Here is a 15,622-nt window from a genome sequence, read left to right on the forward strand (position 1 = left end):
ATGGACGGATAGTACGCAAGCCCCCCGGCTTCAACAACCGCCGGTTTTTCCCGGCGTCAGTCTCACTTCAGGGACAGTCCCCCAGCCGCCAGACGTTACCGCCATCCTCGCTGTACAACGCGCTCACCCCCCAGGTGGAGCCGGCCATCGGTTCATCACTGCCCTGGGCGAAGTAGTCCGGCGCATAGTAATTGCCGGTGCTGTAAGCCCGCCCCGCCACCTTGTGGTAGTAGTTGTAAGTGGACTGAGCCTGGCACTCGTCGCCCGGCTGCGGCTGCGGGTCGCCGCCACCGCCGGATCCGGAACAGGCCTGTACCGGTCCCTCACAGCTGGCGTCGTCGTCCCGCCATTGGCACTGGCCACTGACCGGCGCTTCGGTCAGCTTGAACGCCTGCGCACCGTATTCCAGATAGCAATCGGCGTAATTGGTGTAGTCCAGCCGTCCGGCGCTGATGTGCTGATCCAGGGTCGCCACCTGGCCGGCGTCGATAACGAAGTCGATCTGATCGCTGCTGCTCAGCCCGCCTTCGTCCTCGGCGGTTACCGTGGCGTTCTGGGGACCGCCCGGCAAATCGCAGGTCCGGGCGCTATAGCGCATACCGTCGATCTCCGCCGCCTGCGCTCCGCTGGCGAAGGTCACCGTCACCCCGGCCAGATCCTGATTGTCGTCCACCACCTGGCCACTGATCGTCGCGCACTGCCCATCCACGCTCACCGCGATGTCACTGAGTACCGGAGCACTGGCAGGCGGTTCCGGCCCCACCCGCACGGTACGGATAGCCGGTTCGCTTTCACCGCCGTCGTCATCGGCGGCGGTCACCGCCACGGAGTACAGGCCGTCCGCCAGCGGATCGCTGGTGGCCTGGAAGTAACCGTCATTGTCGGTGGCGGCGGACAGGGTCGTGCCGCCTCCGCTCACCCCCTCGATGACGATGGATACACCACTGACCACACCGTCCTCGTCACTGGCCTGGCCGCTGACCTGGATCCGGTCCGCGCTGGCGGTAACGTCCACCTGGACCAATACCGGCACCCGGTTACGATCGATCCGCGCATTGTGTTCGGCGAAGAAGCCACCGAGATAACCGGCGTAATTGATGCTGGCGCCGCTGACATAGCTGCCGGAGGCGCCCTGACCGCCGGACCAGGAGTGATCCAGGCCGTGAAACCAGAGCATGGAGACGCGGCCATCCTGCCACAGGAATTCCTCGGCGCTACCGCCGTCGGCGCTGATCACGGTGCTGCCAGGGATCTCGCTGACACCGTACAGCGCCGCCATGCCTTCCGCGTTTTGCCGGTTATAGCAGGTGTCCACGGTGGTATCGGCATCACCATGGGCGATCGAAGCGATCTGGGTGTCGAAGGCGCCTTGATAACTGCCGCCGAGGTTGCGGCAGCGGCTTTCCACGTCCGCCTGCTCACAGGTCCCGATAGCACCGCCGGAGCTGGTGCCGACACTGGGGCCGGCGCTGACCCCGACCCCGGCGAACACATCCGGCGCCAGACAGGCGGTGGTATTGGCGAAGCTGGCGCCGGAAGACAAACCGGCAATATAAACCTGGTTCGGATCAATGCCGCGAGCGGCGTCGCTGGACAGGGTATTGGCCAGGTTGATCAGGTTCTTGTAGTCGCCAGCGGAACGGGACTTGCTACCCTGCCAGTAGGACCAGCAGCTGAACCCGGCCTTGTTCATGGCATCCGGCACCGCCACCACCATGCCGTACTCTTCCGCGGCCACTTCCAGATTGGCGGTTTTGTAGGCGTCGATGGATTGGGTACAACCGTGCAGCACGATCAGCAGCGCCTTGCCGTTGCCCACCGGCGAGTCGCCGTCCGGGGTATAGAGATGAACCTTGTTGAAGCCGCCCAGGGACAGGTTGTTCTGCCAGGCACCGGCGCTGGCCAGCGCCGGGATGGCGGCGGCCGTCAGGGTCAGGAACGCGATCATCAGGGACCGCATTGGTCTTCTGGTCATTGTTGTTCTCCTGATTGTCGTTGTTGTTTTTCGATGGTGTTTCCGGACCGGCGCGCAACACGATGCCCGGCCGGCCGCCTTATTCATCACCCGATGAATAAAAACTCATCAAGCGTTGAATATTTGCGCGAAGGAGTCAAGACTGCTGTGGGAAGCTTGCTTGCAAGCGAATGGCCAACGGCCCGGGGGCATTCGCGGCCAAGGCCGCTTCCCACAGCGGCTTCGTAGCATGATCCGTGGGAGCTTGTAGCAAACGGAGGGAGAGTCACCGTGCCGGCTGGCTGGTCGGCCTAGTCCTGTTGCCGGCGCTGGCTGTCGGCACGGACTTCTTGCAGGCCGGCGTCGCTGATCAGCCCCAGACGATGGGCGTGGCTGGCCATCTCCAGACTGTCGCGAGCCAGGATCATTTCGCAGCCCTGGGCCGATACCTGCCGCGCCAGCTGGTGAATCTCACAGTCCCGGGACGGACTCTGATGGACATGGCGAATGTAGATCGCCTTCACCCGCCCCGGGTGCTCGGCGACGATCTGAGCATACACTTCCGGATCGCGCTGGCCGCTGTCGCCAATCAGCACGAACGGCAATTGCGGATACAACGCCATCATGCGCCGGATCAGCAGCGCCTTGTGATCCTTGGCGCGGCGCGGCCAGGGCCGTTGCAGCGTCAGCCCCCATTCACGCAGGAACAGAATCGGGCCATGGGGAATGCGGTTGAGGTGAAAGAATTCCGACAGCATTTCATAGAGGGTCCAGGGCGCCCGGGACACATACAGCATGGGCCGGCGCCGTTCACCATCGAGGCCTTGAAACAAGGCGCGGTACAACGCGGAGACGCCGGGAAAGGCGGTGCGATGACGGGCTTTTTCCACGAACAACCGGTACAGCATCCACAGCTTGTTGGCGACGCCGGTGAACATCACGGTATCGTCGATATCGCTGACCACCGCCAGGTCCACATCCACGGGCGGGATATACACTTTGGCGTCCGCGTTGGCCGGCTCGTCACTGTCCCGCTCCGGCAACAGCGTCAGTCGCACGGTCTGCCAGGACGATTCGGCGGGCAACGTATCCTGAATCGGCAGGCGCACGGTAAAGTAGCCGTCACCGTCGGTTTTCACTTCGTCCCGGGAGCCCAGAGCGCGTACCCGCACCCGGGCTCCGCCAATGCCCCAACGCACCGTGCGCCGCCCCACGTTGACCAGATCGTTGAGCGGCCCCTCCGCCAGGTCCAACCCCAGGCCCGGCTGGCGAAACACGCGACCGATGAGAAACAGCTCCTGGCGCGAGCCATAGCCCCGATAGCATTGAATCACCCGCGCTCCCCGCCCCTCGGCGCGGCGCACCGGGCGAGCAAGAAAACGCAGCAGGTTCCGCAGCCCCCGGTACAGGGCCCGGGGTGAAGGCACAGGCATGGTGTCTCCCCATCACGATCAGTGGGACAAAGAATAGCGAAAGCGGCAACGCTAAACGATGGGCGGCTCCCCCGCCAGGGTGGGGCCGTGTTCGATGTCGGAGGTAAACACCTCCAGATTCTGCGCCACTTCCTGCACCTCATCGAAGCGGGCGATGTGATAAAGCGCCTCGCCCTCGTTCACCAATGGCAGATTGTTGCGGCCCACCAGAATGCCGGCGCAGGGGGAATGGATCGATACATCGTCGCCACCGAACGGGCTGGAGATACGGCCGATCAGTTGGCCTTTCCTCAGCCAGGCGCCGAGCGCCACCAACGGCAGGAACACGCCGTCCCGGTCCGCGCGGACCCAACTGGAAGAGCGAGCGATATGGGGCTCAAGCGGCGCCCGGGTCTTGCGCGAACCGGTCATGCCCAGATGGTGCATGACATTGAGCACGCCCCGCACCCCCGCGCGGATACAGCCTTCCTCGAAGCGCAGCGCCTCGCCGGCTTCGTAGGTGACCACCGGGATACCCTGGGCCTCCGCCACTTCCCGCAGAGTGCCCTCGCCCAGCACCGAATTGATCACCACCGGCACACCGAACGCGCTGGCCATCTCGGCGGTGGCCTGGTTGGACAGGTCGGCGCGGATCTGCGGCAAATTGGCACGATGGATGGCGCCGGTGTGCAGATCCACCGCGTGGGTGGCGCGATCCAGCACCTGGGTCTTGAACTGCCAGGCCATGCGGGCGCCCAGGCTGCCCGTCTCCGAGCCGGGGAAACAGCGGTTGAGATCCCGGCGGTCCGGCAAATAACGGGTCTTGTGAATGAAGCCAAACACATTGACCACCGGCACCGCCAGCAAGGTGCCATTAAGCCGGCGCAAGGAGGAATGGCGCAGCAGGCGGCGGATGATTTCCACGCCGTTGAGTTCATCACCGTGAATGGCCGCGCTGACCATCAGCACCGGCCCGGGATGGCGGCCATGAATGACATGAATCGGCACGTTCAACGGCGTCTGTGTATAAAGCTGCGCCAACGGCAACTCCACCTTGGCGCGGGTACCCGGCGCCACGGTGATACCGTTCAACTGAAACGGCGCCGCTTTTTGTTCTTTAGGGTTCTTGGTATTACTGTTTTTCATCAATTACCCGCGTCTGATCGTACCACCGACGAGGCCAGCGGCGTTCGCCTGCAGGCAGGCTCCTACAAATTCCTTTGATTTTGCCTTTCGCTGTCAACTGTCAACTATCCACTGTCAACTGCTTTTCACCCTTTCGCCCCCTTGGTCTGGGTGCGGAAAGGCCTCGCGTCCTTTTCAATGAAACGAATCAGCATGCCGGCCACGTCCTTGCCGGTGGCCGATTCAATACCTTCCAGGCCCGGCGAGGAGTTCACTTCCATCACCAGCGGACCATGATTGGAACGCAGGATATCCACGCCGGCCACGTTCAACCCCATGATGCGGGCGGCACGGACCGCGGTGGCACGTTCTTCCGGGGTAATGCGGATCAGACTGGCGGTGCCGCCACGATGGAGATTGGAACGGAACTCTCCGGCCTTCGCCTGCCGCTTCATCGCCGCGATCACCTTGCCGCCCACCACGAAACAACGAATATCGGCACCGCCGGCTTCCTTGATGTACTCCTGCACCATCACCGAAACGTTCAGCCCCATGAAGGCCTCGATCACCGATTCCGCCGCCTTCACCGTCTCCGCCAACACCACGCCGATGCCCTGGGTGCCTTCCAGCATTTTGATCACCAGCGGCGCGCCGCCGACCATGCTGATCAGATCGGGAATGTCATCCGGGGAGTGGGCAAACCCGGTCACCGGCAACCCCACGCCCTTGCGGGATAACAACTGCAGGGAACGCAGCTTGTCCCGGGAGCGGGAAATGGCCACCGATTCGTTCACCGGGAACACACCCATCATCTCGAACTGACGCAGCACCGCGGTACCGTACTGGGTGATGGACGCCCCGATCCGCGGGACGACGGCGTCAAAGCCTTCCAGCACTTCACCTTTGAAATGAATCTCCGGCTTGTGCGAGACCATGCTCATATAGCAGCGCAGCGTATCGATGACGTGCATCTCATGGCCGGCTTCCCTGCCCGCCTCCAACAGACGGTGCGTGGAATACAACTGCTTGTTACGGGAAAGAATGGCGATTTTCATGGCTGACGCTCATTACCACCGAGTAAGAAAGAAGACCGGGGATCCACCATGACGCGTCCCATGGCGGTGCGTCCCAGCAACATGCGAAATTTCATCGTGTCACGATCCGTGAGGGTCACCTCGATCGGCCACCGTTGCCCGCCCATCACCACTTCGGTGACGATCACCGGGCGCCGTTCACGGTGACCACCGGAATCCGACACCACCCTGTACTCCAGCACCGGCGCTTCGCACTCACGAACATCGTCGGAATGCTGGAATGGATGAATGAGAAAACGTACCCAATCACCGCCATCACGCTGAAAGTGCTCGACACTGAAGGCGTGCAACGCCGAAGTGCGCGCCCCGGTGTCCACCTTGACCTTGATCGCCTGAATACCCAGCTGCGGCAGGCTGGCCCACTCCCGCCAGCCAACGACGGATTTCTTCATCCTGAACCCTCACCACTTCTCTGCGCAGACTACACAGAAGCGCGCGCGACGTCTTCTCAAACGATCGCGGCCCGTGGGCCGCTCCTACACTGGCATCGACCACCAACTGTAGGAGCGGCCCACGGGCCGCGATCTGCTTTTTACAGGCCGTTGATGACGGCCCGGTTACGACAACTTGCGACCGTTCTTGGCGGCGATGCGCAAACGCAAGGCGTTGAGCTTGATGAAGCCCTCGGCGTCCTTCTGATTGTAGGCGCCGGCGTCGTCCTCGAAGGTGGCGATGGAGGCGTCAAACAGGCTGTCGTTGTCGGAGCGGCGGCCGACCACGGCCACATGGCCCTTATACAGTTTGACCCGCACTTCCCCATTGACGTGTTCCTGGGTGGCGTCGATCAGCTTCTGCAGTGCCAGACGTTCCGGGCTCCACCAGTAGCCGTTATAGAGCAGTTCGGCGTACTTGGGCATCACCGAATCCTTCAGATGCGCGGACTCACGGTCCAGGGTCAGGGATTCGATGGCGCGGTGGGCCGGCAGCATGATGGTGCCGCCGGGGGTTTCGTAGCAACCCCGGGACTTCATGCCGACATAGCGGTTTTCGACGATGTCGAGACGGCCAATGCCGTTGTCACCGCCCAGTTTGTTCAGTTTGGTGAGCACCTCGGCGGGGCTCAGACGCTCGCCGTCGATGGCGACGATATCACCCTTCTCGTAGGTCAGGGTGATGTAGGTGGGCTGATCCGGGGCGTTTTCCGGGCTCACGCTCCAGCGCCACATGTCTTCTTCGGCTTCCCACCACGGATCTTCCAGATTGCCGCCTTCATAGGAGATGTGCAGCAGGTTGGCGTCCATGGAGTACGGGGATTTCTTCTTCTTGCTGGTGAAATCCACCGGAATCTCGTGGTCCTCGCAGAAGGCCATCAACTTCTCGCGGGAATTCAGTTCCCACTCCCGCCACGGCGCGATTACCTGGATGCCGGGCTTGAGCGCGTAGGCGCCCAGTTCGAAGCGCACCTGGTCGTTACCCTTGCCGGTAGCGCCGTGAGAGATGGCGTCAGCGCCGGTTTCCTCGGCGATTTCCACCAGACGCTTGGCGATCAGCGGGCGCGCGATGGAGGTGCCCAGCAGGTACTCGCCCTCATAGATGGTGTTGGCGCGGAACATCGGGAACACGTAGTCACGCACGAACTCCTCGCGCAGATCCTCGATGTAGATCTCCTTCACGCCCATGGCCTGGGCCTTGGCGCGGGCCGGCTCCACTTCCTCACCCTGGCCGATATCGGCGGTAAAGGTCACCACCTCACACTGGTAGGTTTCCTGCAACCATTTGACGATCACCGAAGTATCCAGGCCACCGGAATAGGCCAATACCACTTTATTGATGCCGGACATGCAAAGCTCCACACGATGGACGCGCACCGCCGGCCTGGCCGGACGATGGCAGTGAACGAAAGACCGCGTATTGTACCCGCCACCGTCCGTCGCCGTCACCTGTCCCCGAGAGCAACGTCCTGCCGCCCGGTTTTGTGTAGAATGGCGCCTCAGCCCGGGGCCGGCGGCCTTGTGCGGGGATATCTGGCCCCGTAGCATGGGCACGCTTTGTACGGAGACCCCATGAGCGAGAAACACCCTTCCCTTGCCTTGCGCTTCCGGGGCTTTTTGCCCGTCGTGGTGGACGTGGAGACCGGCGGCTTTGACGCGCGCCACGACGCCCTGCTGGAAATCGCGGCGGTTTTGCTGGAAATGGACTCCGGGGGCTACCTGCGTCCAGCCACCCGCATCCACTTCCACGTGGACCCGTTCCCCGGTGCCAACATCGAGCAGGCGGCCCTGGATTTCACCGGCATCGACCCGAGTAACCCGTTGCGCGGCGCGGTGGCCGAGGACATCGCGCTCAGCGGAATCTTCGATCCGGTACGCAAGGCGGTGAAGCAGAACGGCTGTAACCGGGCGGTGCTGGTGGGACACAACAGCTTCTTCGACCAGGGGTTCCTTAACGCCGCTTCCGAGCGCAACGACGTCAAACGCAACCCGTTCCACCCGTTTTCCAGCTTCGATACCGCCGCCCTGGCCGGTCTGGTCTACGGTCAGACGGTGCTGGCCAAAGCCTGCGAGGCGGCTGGCATCCGCTTCAGCCAGCGCGAGGCGCATTCGGCCCTGTACGACGCCACCCGCACCGCCGAGCTGTTCTGCTCCATGGTCAATCGCTTCCGCGATCTGGGCGGCTGGCCGCCGCCGCCGCCCGCCAAGATGCCGCCGACCCTGGTGCGGGAACTGGACTGAGGGACACCGGGCAGGGTACCGGCATCCGGAAACCATCGCGGCCCGTGGGCCACTCCCACGGATTGTAGGAGCGGCCCACGGGCCGCGCTGGTTTCAGCTTCCCGCGCCAAACGTCCGGCGCGCTACGCTTTTACAGCTTGTCGGCGTTCTGGGACAAATAGGACGCCACGCCTTCCGGGCTGTCCTTCATGCCCGAGTCCCCTTTCTGCCAACCGGCCGGACACACTTCGCCGTGCTCTTCGTGGAACTGGATGGCGTCCACCAGACGCACCAGCTCGTCGATATTACGGCCCAGCGGCAGATCGTTGACGATCTGGCTGCGCACCACGCCGTTGTTGTCGATCAGGAAGGCACCACGGAACGCCATGCCGCCTTCGGATTCGACATCGTAGGCCTGGGCGATCTGGTGATTCATGTCGGCGGCCAGGGTGTATTGCACCGCGCCAATACCGCCGTCGTTCACCGGGGTGTTACGCCAGGCGTTGTGGGTGAAATGGCTGTCGATGGAGACACCGATCACTTCCACGCCGCGCTCCTTGAACGCATCCATGCGGTGATCCAGAGCGATCAGCTCGGACGGGCAGACGAAGGTGAAGTCCAGCGGGTAAAAGAACACCAGACCATATTTGCCCTTGATCGCCTCGGACAGGGTGAACTCGTCGACGATGCTGCCATCGCCCAATACCGCGGGAACGGTGAAGTCGGGTGCGGGTTTACCTACCAATACGCCCATCTCGTTTTCTCTCCAGTTAAATCACAAGGGAAAACCCGCCGTGAACGGCGGGTGTGCCGGTGCGTTCTCGTCGCATCCGACGTTTATTCGGCGTCGCTTTCCGCCGCGGCGCTCTCGACCAGCGTTTGCAGCTGCCCGGAGCGGAACATGTCCATGATGATGTCGCAGCCGCCGACCAACTCGCCATTGACCCACAATTGCGGATAGGTCGGCCAGTTGGCGTACTCCTTGAGCGACTCACGGATTTCCGGGGCTTCCAGGATGTTCACGTAGGCGAACGGCTTGTTCACCTTGGTCATCGCTTCCACCACTTGGGCGGAGAAACCGCACTGAGGAAATTGCGGGGTGCCTTTCATGTAGAGCAGCACCGGGTTTTGGGCTATCTGGTCTTTGATGACCTGAAGCACGTCGTCCATAAAAGACTACCTGGCTGGGTGGCTGATTGAAGTTACCGGTCAGTGTAGCACTTCCGGCGCCGTGGGCAGAGGGTGGGGACGGCACCGGGCCCTTTCAAGCCCGGCGCCGGAGGTCGCTCAGAAATGGGCGCGAATGCCGAGCGCGGCGGTACGCGGCAGGTTCGGGCGGGCGCCGTCCGGGCTGCGGGCGACGATTTTCTGCTCATCGAACAGGTTGTCCACCTTGCCGTAGACCTCCACCGCGCTGGTCAGATAGTAGGACGCCGTCAGGTCCACCACCAACAGATCATCGGTACGCTCCAGCCCGTTGTCGCAGCCGCCGGTGACGCACATCCCCTCCACGTACCGGGTGGTCAGATAACCGCCCCACTGGGCCGGCTGCTCCAGCCCCACGGTCACACTGGCCTGGTGCTCCGGCAGGTAAGGCAGGCGGTCTCCGCTTTCCACCGCGGCATCACTGGACTCCGAGGATTGGGTGATCTTGCCGCGGGTGTAGGTGTAAGCCAACCGCAGCGGCACGGTCAGGCCATTGGCCGCCCGCCAGAGTGTGCTGCCGACCGCCAGCTCCATCCCGTATACGCGCGATTCACCGAAGCTCACCGAGCCGGAGTCCTGGCTGCCGCCGCCGGCCAGATCGCAAGGATAGGCCAGCGAGCAATTCTGCAATGTGTTCTCGTAATCACTGTAGAAACCGATGGCGTCCACGTTCACACGCTCGCCCCAGTAGCGGGCGCCGGCCTCGTAATTCACGCTTTTTTCCGGGTCGGTGCCATCGGTGGCGGAAGCGCCCGCCGGGGCGAACCCCTGATGCACGCCGGCCAGCAAGGACCATTGATCGCTCAGCAAATAGGTGGCGCCCAATCCGGCCAGCACCTCGCTGACGTCATTGCTGTCGCGCCGGCTCACGGTATCGCGCCCCGGATCACCGTAGCGGCGGGCTTTGGACTGGATATCCTCATAACGCAGCGAGCCGGTCAGAATCAACTTGCCGATATAAACCTTGTCCACCAGCCAGGCCGACCAGGCGTCGGCCTCTTCCACCCGGTTATCACCGCCGGTGGGCGCCACGTAGCCGCTGGGCACCAGCACGCCGTTGGTCTGCGAGAACACCTCCACCGGCTGATAGCGATCCACCTCGTCCTGATGGAAACGCGCCCCCACCACCATCTCATGCTCCAGAGCGGCGGTGGTGAAGGCGTGGGCCAGCTCGCTCTGGACCCCCTTGGCGGTGTATTCCCGGTTATTGTGTTTCACCGTCACGTCGGACACGTCCTGGCTGCCGTCCAGGATGGCCCGGGCAGCGGCGTCGCCGCCGTTGGCGTCATCGATCAGGCCGCCCAGGCCGCGGCCACCGGCACCGCTGACCTTGAACCAGTCACGCTGAAACTCATTGCGGTAAATCACCGACGTCAGTTGGGTGCGGTCGCCGAGCACCAGAAGATGGCGCAGGGCGATACCATCGTGATCGTTGTCCATCTGATCCAGGGCACTGAGTCCATAGCGCCGGTTGGGATCAGCGTGAAAATCGCCATCGCTGAGGCCCAGGTAGGTTTCGTTGGAGACTTCACTGGAATGGGACAGCTTCAGTTCCAGCGCCTGCCGCAGCGACGCCTCCGCCGGGCTGGTCCAGCGCAGCTTGGCGATATAATCGCGCTTGTCGAAACCGGTATCGCGGTCGGAGCGGTCCACGTCCTTGAATCCGTCGCTGCTTTGCTGATGGGTTTCCAGCAGGAAGCCCCATTGTCCATGCGTGGCGCCATACCAGGCATGGCCACGCTGGTGGCCGTTTTCACCGGTTTCCAGTTGCACCATGCCGGCCGGGGAGTCGGGAATCGGCGTGGACAGGAAGTTGATCGCCCCGCCCACGGTAAAGGGACCGTAACGCAAGGTGCCCGGCCCTTTCAGCACCTCGATGCCGTGAAAGCGGCCGGCACTGGGAAAATAATACGCCGCCGGGGCCGCGTAGGGCGCCGGCGCCATCAGCACACCGTCCTCCATCAGCGACACCCGTTCGGAACGGCCGCTGGCGGCACCGCGAATGCCGATATTCGGGCGCAGTCCGTAGCCGTCTTCCTCTTGCAGGTAAACGCCGGGAGCGCCCTGCAGCATGCGATGTACGTCCGTGTACTCTTTCTTTTCCAGATCCTCATTGCTCAACACGTAGGCGGAGCCCGACAGACTGAAAGCGTCGGCGGAGGAGCCGATGATGTCCACCGCCGGCAGCCGGTGGGACTCGGTTTCGGCAAGCACCAGGGCTGGCGTTAGCGCCGCGCCCCAGAAAAGAGTACGAATTTGCATATTATCGTTCCCGCAACTTTGTCAGTTTTGTAAAGAAGCAGGAAGAATAATGAAAACAATTCGCGTTTACAGCGAAGTCACTTTACCTTTTGTGACTCTCTTGTTACCGCCGTCCCTGGTGGTCATCCTCCGGGCCGTAGCCGCCGCCGCCGGGAGAGGCCAGCAACAGCCGGTCTCCGGGTTTGGCGCGGGCACTCACCTTGGCCGGCAGCAGCTCACCGTTGAGCCGGTTCTCCCCCATCGCCCCGGCGCCGCCACCGGTCAGCCCCCAGGGCGGGTGGTAGCGGCGTTCGGTGAGCAGGGTAAAGCGGGCTGGCGCCAGGAACTCCAGTTCCCGCTCGATGCCGTCGCCGCCACGGTGATGGCCTTCGCCACCGCTGCCGCGCCGCAGCCGGTACCGCCAGACGCGCAGCGGATAGTGTTCTTCCAGGCTTTCGATGGGGGTATTCAGGGTATTGGTCATGTGACTGTGCACCGCCGACAGCCCCGGTCCCAGGGCATGGCCGCCAGTGCCGCCGGCCATGGTCTCGTAATAATCCCAGGGCCGCTCGCCGCCTTCGCCCATGGCCAGGTTGTTCATGGTGCCCTGGCTGGCGGCGGGGATTGCTTCAGGCTCCGCCTGGGCCAGCGCCCCCAGCACCACGTCAACGATACGTGAACTGGTTTCCACATTGCCGGCGGCCACCGCGCCAGGGCGGCGGGCGTTGACCAGACTGCCCTCGGGCGCTTCCAGGGTGATCGGCCGGAACAGCCCGGCGCAGGACGGCGCATCGTCCGGCAGCAGGCAGCGGAAGCAGTAATAAGCCGCGGCCGCCGCCACCGACAGCGGGCAATTGATGTTGCCCTCGACCTGGCCGGCGCTGTCACTGAAATCCAGATGGGCCCGTTCGCCGTCCACCGTCAACGTCACGGCAATGGCGATGTCGCGGTGGCCCTGGCCATCGTCGTCCATCCAGTCACGGAAGCGATAAACGCCGTCACGCAGCGCCGCCAGGCGCTGACGCATACGCCGCTCGCCATAGCGGTTCAGAGCGCCCATCGCCGCCACCACCCACGCCGTGCCCCGCTCCCCGGCCAGTTCCGCCAGACGGCGGGCACCGGCCAGGCAACTGCTGGCCTGGGCGGCGAAATCGGCGAACCGGGGCACATCCACCGGCAGCGGACCGGGACCGTCCAGCCCGGCCAGTCGCCGGCATAGCGGCACCTGCCATTCACCGCGCCGTTTCAGCCACTGCGGCGCGATCACCAGGCCTTCTTCTTCCAGCGTCCGGGACACCGGCATGGATCCCGGCGAATGGGCGCCAATGTTGGCGTGATGAGCACGGGTAACGGCGAAACCGATGAGTTCATCGGCCACCAGTACCGGCGCCACCACGGTGACGTCCGGCAGATGGGTGCCGCCCAGGTAAGGGTCGTTGACCACCAGCAGGTCGCCGGCGGCCCAGTCCCGCTGCCCCACCAGATCGGCCATGGCGTAGGCCATGGAACCCAGATGCACCGGTATGTGGGCGGCCTGGGCGCAAAGCTGGCCGGCGGCGTCGAACAGCGCGCAGGACAGATCCAGGCGATCCTTGATGTTCGGTGACAGCGCGCTGGCCCGCAGCAGCGCCCCCATCTCGTCACAGATGCCGGCCAGGCGGTTGGCGAAGATACTCAATTGTACCGGGTTCATGGACATTATCGGGTCGGCGGAGAGTGGACAGGCAGTATGCCACAGGCCGGACGCCCCAGGGCCCGCGCGTTGCGCCGCCCTTCAAGCGTGAGTATTATCGTTGGTCCACTGGCAGCCTCGGCTGCCGTTTTTATTTTCACGGACCCTAATATCATGAGCGAGCAGTTCCTGATCCCCACCTACGCGCGGCAGCCCATCGCTTTCGTTCGCGGCCAGGGGGTATGGTTGTACGATGAACAAGGCAAGGCGTATCTGGACGCGGTGTCCGGTGTCGCCGTGTGTAATCTCGGTCACTGCCATCCGGCGGTGGTCCAGGCGCTTCGCGAACAGAGCGAACGCCTGATGCACACCTCCAACCTGTATCGTATTCCCGTTCAGGAACGACTGGCCGAGCGACTGTGCCAGCTGTCCGGCATGGACAAGGTGTTCTTCGGCAATTCCGGCGCCGAGGCCAACGAGGCCGCGATCAAGCTGGCGCGGCTGCATGGCCGCCGCCGCGGCGTGGAAAAGCCGGTGGTGCTGGTAATGGAAGGCAGCTTCCACGGCCGCACCATGGCAACACTGTCCGCCACCGCCAACCAGAAAGTCCAGGAAGGCTTTGGACCGCTGCTGGAAGGTTTCCGCCGTTTGCCCTACGACGACCTCGATGCGGTTCACCAAGCCGCCGATGACAATGTCGTGGCGGTGCTGGTGGAACCGGTCCAGGGCGAAGGCGGCGTCAACGCGGCCAGCCCCGGCTATCTGCAAAAGCTGCGCGAACTCTGCGATCAGCGCGGCTGGCTGTTGATGCTGGACGAGATCCAGACCGGCAACGGCCGCACCGGCACCTATTTCGCCTGCCAGGCGGAACAGGTCCGTCCCGACGTGCTGACCACCGCCAAGGGGCTGGGCAACGGCTTCCCGATCGGCGCCTGCCTGGTCAGCGGCGCGGCCAGCGATCTGTTCGGGCCCGGCAATCACGGCAGCACCTTCGGCGGCAACCCACTGGGCTGCGCGGTGGCGCTGGCGGTGATTGATACGCTGCAGGACGGCGTACTGGAACAGGTCGCCGACAAGGGTGAAGCATTGCGCACGCAACTGCGCGAGGCGCTGTCCGATCTGTCCCTGGTCCAGGAGGTCCGCGGCCGGGGCATGATGGTGGGCATTCAACTGGATCGTCCCTGCGGCGAGCTGGTGGACCGGGCCCGCGAAGCCGGGCTGTTGATCAATGTCACCGCCGGCTCGGTGATCCGGCTGCTGCCGCCGTTGATTATCAGCGACGCGGAGCGCGATCAACTGGTCCACACCCTGAGCACCGTGATCCACCGCCATGCCGATGAGCAGGAGGCCTCATGACCCGCCACTTTCTGACTTTGCTGGACCTGACCCCGGAAGAACTGGGCTACCTGCTCCAACGGGCGGTGGAGCTGAAAACCATGCAGCGCACCGGCCAGTTCCATGAGCCGATGCGCGGCAAAACCCTGGGCATGATCTTTGAAAAGTCCTCCACCCGTACCCGGGTGTCCTTCGAAGTGGCCATGACCCAGTTCGGCGGCGCCAGTATTTTCCTGTCTTCCCGCGACACCCAGTTGGGCCGTGGCGAACCGGTGGAGGATTCCGCCCGGGTGCTCTCGCGCATGGTGGACGCGGTGATGATCCGTACTTTTGATCACGGTACCGTGGAAACCTTCGCGCAACATTCCCGGGTACCGGTGATCAATGCCCTCACCGACGATTTCCACCCCTGCCAGTTGCTGGCCGACATGCAGACCTACGTGGAGCATCGGGGCGAGATCAAGGGCCGCAAGGTGGTCTGGGTCGGCGACGGCAACAACATGTGTAACAGCTACATCAATGCCGCCCGCCAGTTCGATTTCCAACTGGTGGTGGCCTGCCCGGAAGGCTTTGAACCCGACGCCGCCCTGATGGCGGACAACGCCGGGCGGGTGTCGGTGGTGCGCGACCCGCGCGAGGCGGTGGCCGGTGCCCATCTGGTCACCACCGACGTGTGGGCCTCCATGGGCCAGGAGCAGGAGCAGCAGGAACGGGCCCGGCATTTCGCCCCTTATCAGGTAACCCCGGCGCTGATGGACCTGGCCGACGAGCAGGCGCTCTTCATGCACTGCCTGCCCGCCCACCGTGGCGAGGAAATCAGCCACGACATGCTCGACGACCCGCGCTCCGTGGTCTGGGACGAAGCGGAAAACCGCTTGCACGCGCAGAAGGCGCTGTTGGAATTCCTGCTCCACGGCCAGCACTGACAACAC

At 63.7% G+C, this 15,622-nt stretch carries 13 protein-coding genes; 3 read left to right on the forward strand and 10 right to left on the reverse strand.

Translation table 11 applies throughout. The features are described 5' to 3' along the window. Positions 1-67: 67 nt before the first annotated feature. The 6 genes from B5T_RS16105 to B5T_RS16130 all read right to left on the reverse strand — a co-directional run bounded on the left by B5T_RS16105 (position 68) and on the right by B5T_RS16130 (position 7,366). Entirely contained in the window at positions 68-1,975 is a 1,908-nt protein-coding gene (locus B5T_RS16105; RefSeq protein ID WP_041717085.1) for an extracellular catalytic domain type 1 short-chain-length polyhydroxyalkanoate depolymerase, read from the reverse strand. Positions 1,976-2,265: 290 nt separating this feature from the next. Further along, positions 2,266-3,387: an App1 family protein gene (locus B5T_RS16110; protein WP_014995588.1), complete on the reverse strand. Its 1,122-nt coding sequence runs from the start codon at positions 3,385-3,387 to the stop codon at positions 2,266-2,268. Between the two features lie 51 nt (positions 3,388-3,438). Further along, the gene (locus B5T_RS16115; RefSeq protein ID WP_014995589.1) at positions 3,439-4,512 is read right to left on the reverse strand and encodes a succinylglutamate desuccinylase/aspartoacylase family protein; all 1,074 of its coding nucleotides are present in this window, start codon (positions 4,510-4,512) and stop codon (positions 3,439-3,441) included. Between the two features lie 125 nt (positions 4,513-4,637). Then, a complete protein-coding gene (gene rimK / locus B5T_RS16120) occupies positions 4,638-5,546 on the reverse strand; it encodes a 30S ribosomal protein S6--L-glutamate ligase (RefSeq protein WP_014995590.1) in 909 nt (302 codons plus the stop codon). Beyond that, the gene (locus tag B5T_RS16125) at positions 5,543-5,977 is read right to left on the reverse strand and encodes an ATP-dependent zinc protease family protein (RefSeq protein WP_014995591.1); all 435 of its coding nucleotides are present in this window, start codon (positions 5,975-5,977) and stop codon (positions 5,543-5,545) included. The genes rimK and B5T_RS16125 overlap by 4 nt, the downstream gene beginning before the upstream one ends. Before the next feature lie 165 nt (positions 5,978-6,142). Then, the gene (locus tag B5T_RS16130) at positions 6,143-7,366 is read right to left on the reverse strand and encodes an argininosuccinate synthase (protein WP_014995592.1); all 1,224 of its coding nucleotides are present in this window, start codon (positions 7,364-7,366) and stop codon (positions 6,143-6,145) included. Positions 7,367-7,588: 222 nt separating this feature from the next. Between B5T_RS16130 and rnt the strand changes: the two genes are divergently transcribed. Further along, positions 7,589-8,257, forward strand: a complete 669-nt coding sequence (gene rnt / locus B5T_RS16135) for a ribonuclease T (protein ID WP_014995593.1) — start codon at positions 7,589-7,591, stop codon at positions 8,255-8,257. Between the two features lie 130 nt (positions 8,258-8,387). Here rnt and B5T_RS16140 read toward each other — a convergent pair whose 3' ends face one another. The 4 genes from B5T_RS16140 to B5T_RS16155 all read right to left on the reverse strand — a co-directional run bounded on the left by B5T_RS16140 (position 8,388) and on the right by B5T_RS16155 (position 13,376). Further along, on the reverse strand, positions 8,388-8,990 hold the full coding sequence (locus tag B5T_RS16140; protein WP_014995594.1) for a peroxiredoxin: 603 nt from the start codon (positions 8,988-8,990) through the stop codon (positions 8,388-8,390). Between the two features lie 83 nt (positions 8,991-9,073). Further along, positions 9,074-9,406, reverse strand: a complete 333-nt coding sequence (grxD, locus tag B5T_RS16145) for a Grx4 family monothiol glutaredoxin (protein ID WP_014995595.1) — start codon at positions 9,404-9,406, stop codon at positions 9,074-9,076. A gap of 117 nt (positions 9,407-9,523) precedes the next feature. Beyond that, positions 9,524-11,704: a TonB-dependent receptor family protein gene (locus B5T_RS16150; RefSeq protein WP_014995596.1), complete on the reverse strand. Its 2,181-nt coding sequence runs from the start codon at positions 11,702-11,704 to the stop codon at positions 9,524-9,526. Between the two features lie 103 nt (positions 11,705-11,807). Further along, entirely contained in the window at positions 11,808-13,376 is a 1,569-nt protein-coding gene (locus B5T_RS16155) for a hydantoinase B/oxoprolinase family protein (protein WP_041717086.1), read from the reverse strand. Between the two features lie 153 nt (positions 13,377-13,529). Between B5T_RS16155 and B5T_RS16160 the strand changes: the two genes are divergently transcribed. Both B5T_RS16160 and argF read left to right on the forward strand, forming a co-directional pair. Further along, positions 13,530-14,711, forward strand: a complete 1,182-nt coding sequence (locus B5T_RS16160) for an acetylornithine transaminase (protein WP_014995598.1) — start codon at positions 13,530-13,532, stop codon at positions 14,709-14,711. Continuing rightward, positions 14,708-15,616 (forward strand): ornithine carbamoyltransferase, encoded by a 909-nt coding sequence (argF, locus tag B5T_RS16165; RefSeq protein ID WP_014995599.1) that lies wholly within the window; start codon positions 14,708-14,710, stop codon positions 15,614-15,616. Before B5T_RS16160 ends, argF begins: the two co-directional genes overlap by 4 nt. Positions 15,617-15,622 lie beyond the last annotated feature (6 nt).

Origin of the sequence: Alloalcanivorax dieselolei B5 (assembly GCF_000300005.1) — a bacterium.
Classification (GTDB): domain Bacteria; phylum Pseudomonadota; class Gammaproteobacteria; order Pseudomonadales; family Alcanivoracaceae; genus Alloalcanivorax; species Alloalcanivorax dieselolei.

Bases quoted from the DNA above. Each gene is read 5' to 3' on its own strand.
- B5T_RS16105 (WP_041717085.1), bottom strand. From the start codon at position 1,975: ATGACCAGAAGACCAATGCGGTCCCTGATGATCGCGTTCCTGACCCTG.
- B5T_RS16110 (WP_014995588.1), bottom strand. From the start codon at position 3,387: ATGCCTGTGCCTTCACCCCGGGCCCTGTACCGGGGGCTGCGGAACCTG.
- B5T_RS16115 (WP_014995589.1), bottom strand. From the start codon at position 4,512: ATGAAAAACAGTAATACCAAGAACCCTAAAGAACAAAAAGCGGCGCCG.
- rimK (WP_014995590.1), bottom strand. From the start codon at position 5,546: ATGAAAATCGCCATTCTTTCCCGTAACAAGCAGTTGTATTCCACGCAC.
- B5T_RS16125 (WP_014995591.1), bottom strand. From the start codon at position 5,977: ATGAAGAAATCCGTCGTTGGCTGGCGGGAGTGGGCCAGCCTGCCGCAG.
- B5T_RS16130 (WP_014995592.1), bottom strand. From the start codon at position 7,366: ATGTCCGGCATCAATAAAGTGGTATTGGCCTATTCCGGTGGCCTGGAT.
- rnt (WP_014995593.1), top strand. From the start codon at position 7,589: ATGAGCGAGAAACACCCTTCCCTTGCCTTGCGCTTCCGGGGCTTTTTG.
- B5T_RS16140 (WP_014995594.1), bottom strand. From the start codon at position 8,990: ATGGGCGTATTGGTAGGTAAACCCGCACCCGACTTCACCGTTCCCGCG.
- grxD (WP_014995595.1), bottom strand. From the start codon at position 9,406: ATGGACGACGTGCTTCAGGTCATCAAAGACCAGATAGCCCAAAACCCG.
- B5T_RS16150 (WP_014995596.1), bottom strand. From the start codon at position 11,704: ATGCAAATTCGTACTCTTTTCTGGGGCGCGGCGCTAACGCCAGCCCTG.
- B5T_RS16155 (WP_041717086.1), bottom strand. From the start codon at position 13,376: ATGAACCCGGTACAATTGAGTATCTTCGCCAACCGCCTGGCCGGCATC.
- B5T_RS16160 (WP_014995598.1), top strand. From the start codon at position 13,530: ATGAGCGAGCAGTTCCTGATCCCCACCTACGCGCGGCAGCCCATCGCT.
- argF (WP_014995599.1), top strand. From the start codon at position 14,708: ATGACCCGCCACTTTCTGACTTTGCTGGACCTGACCCCGGAAGAACTG.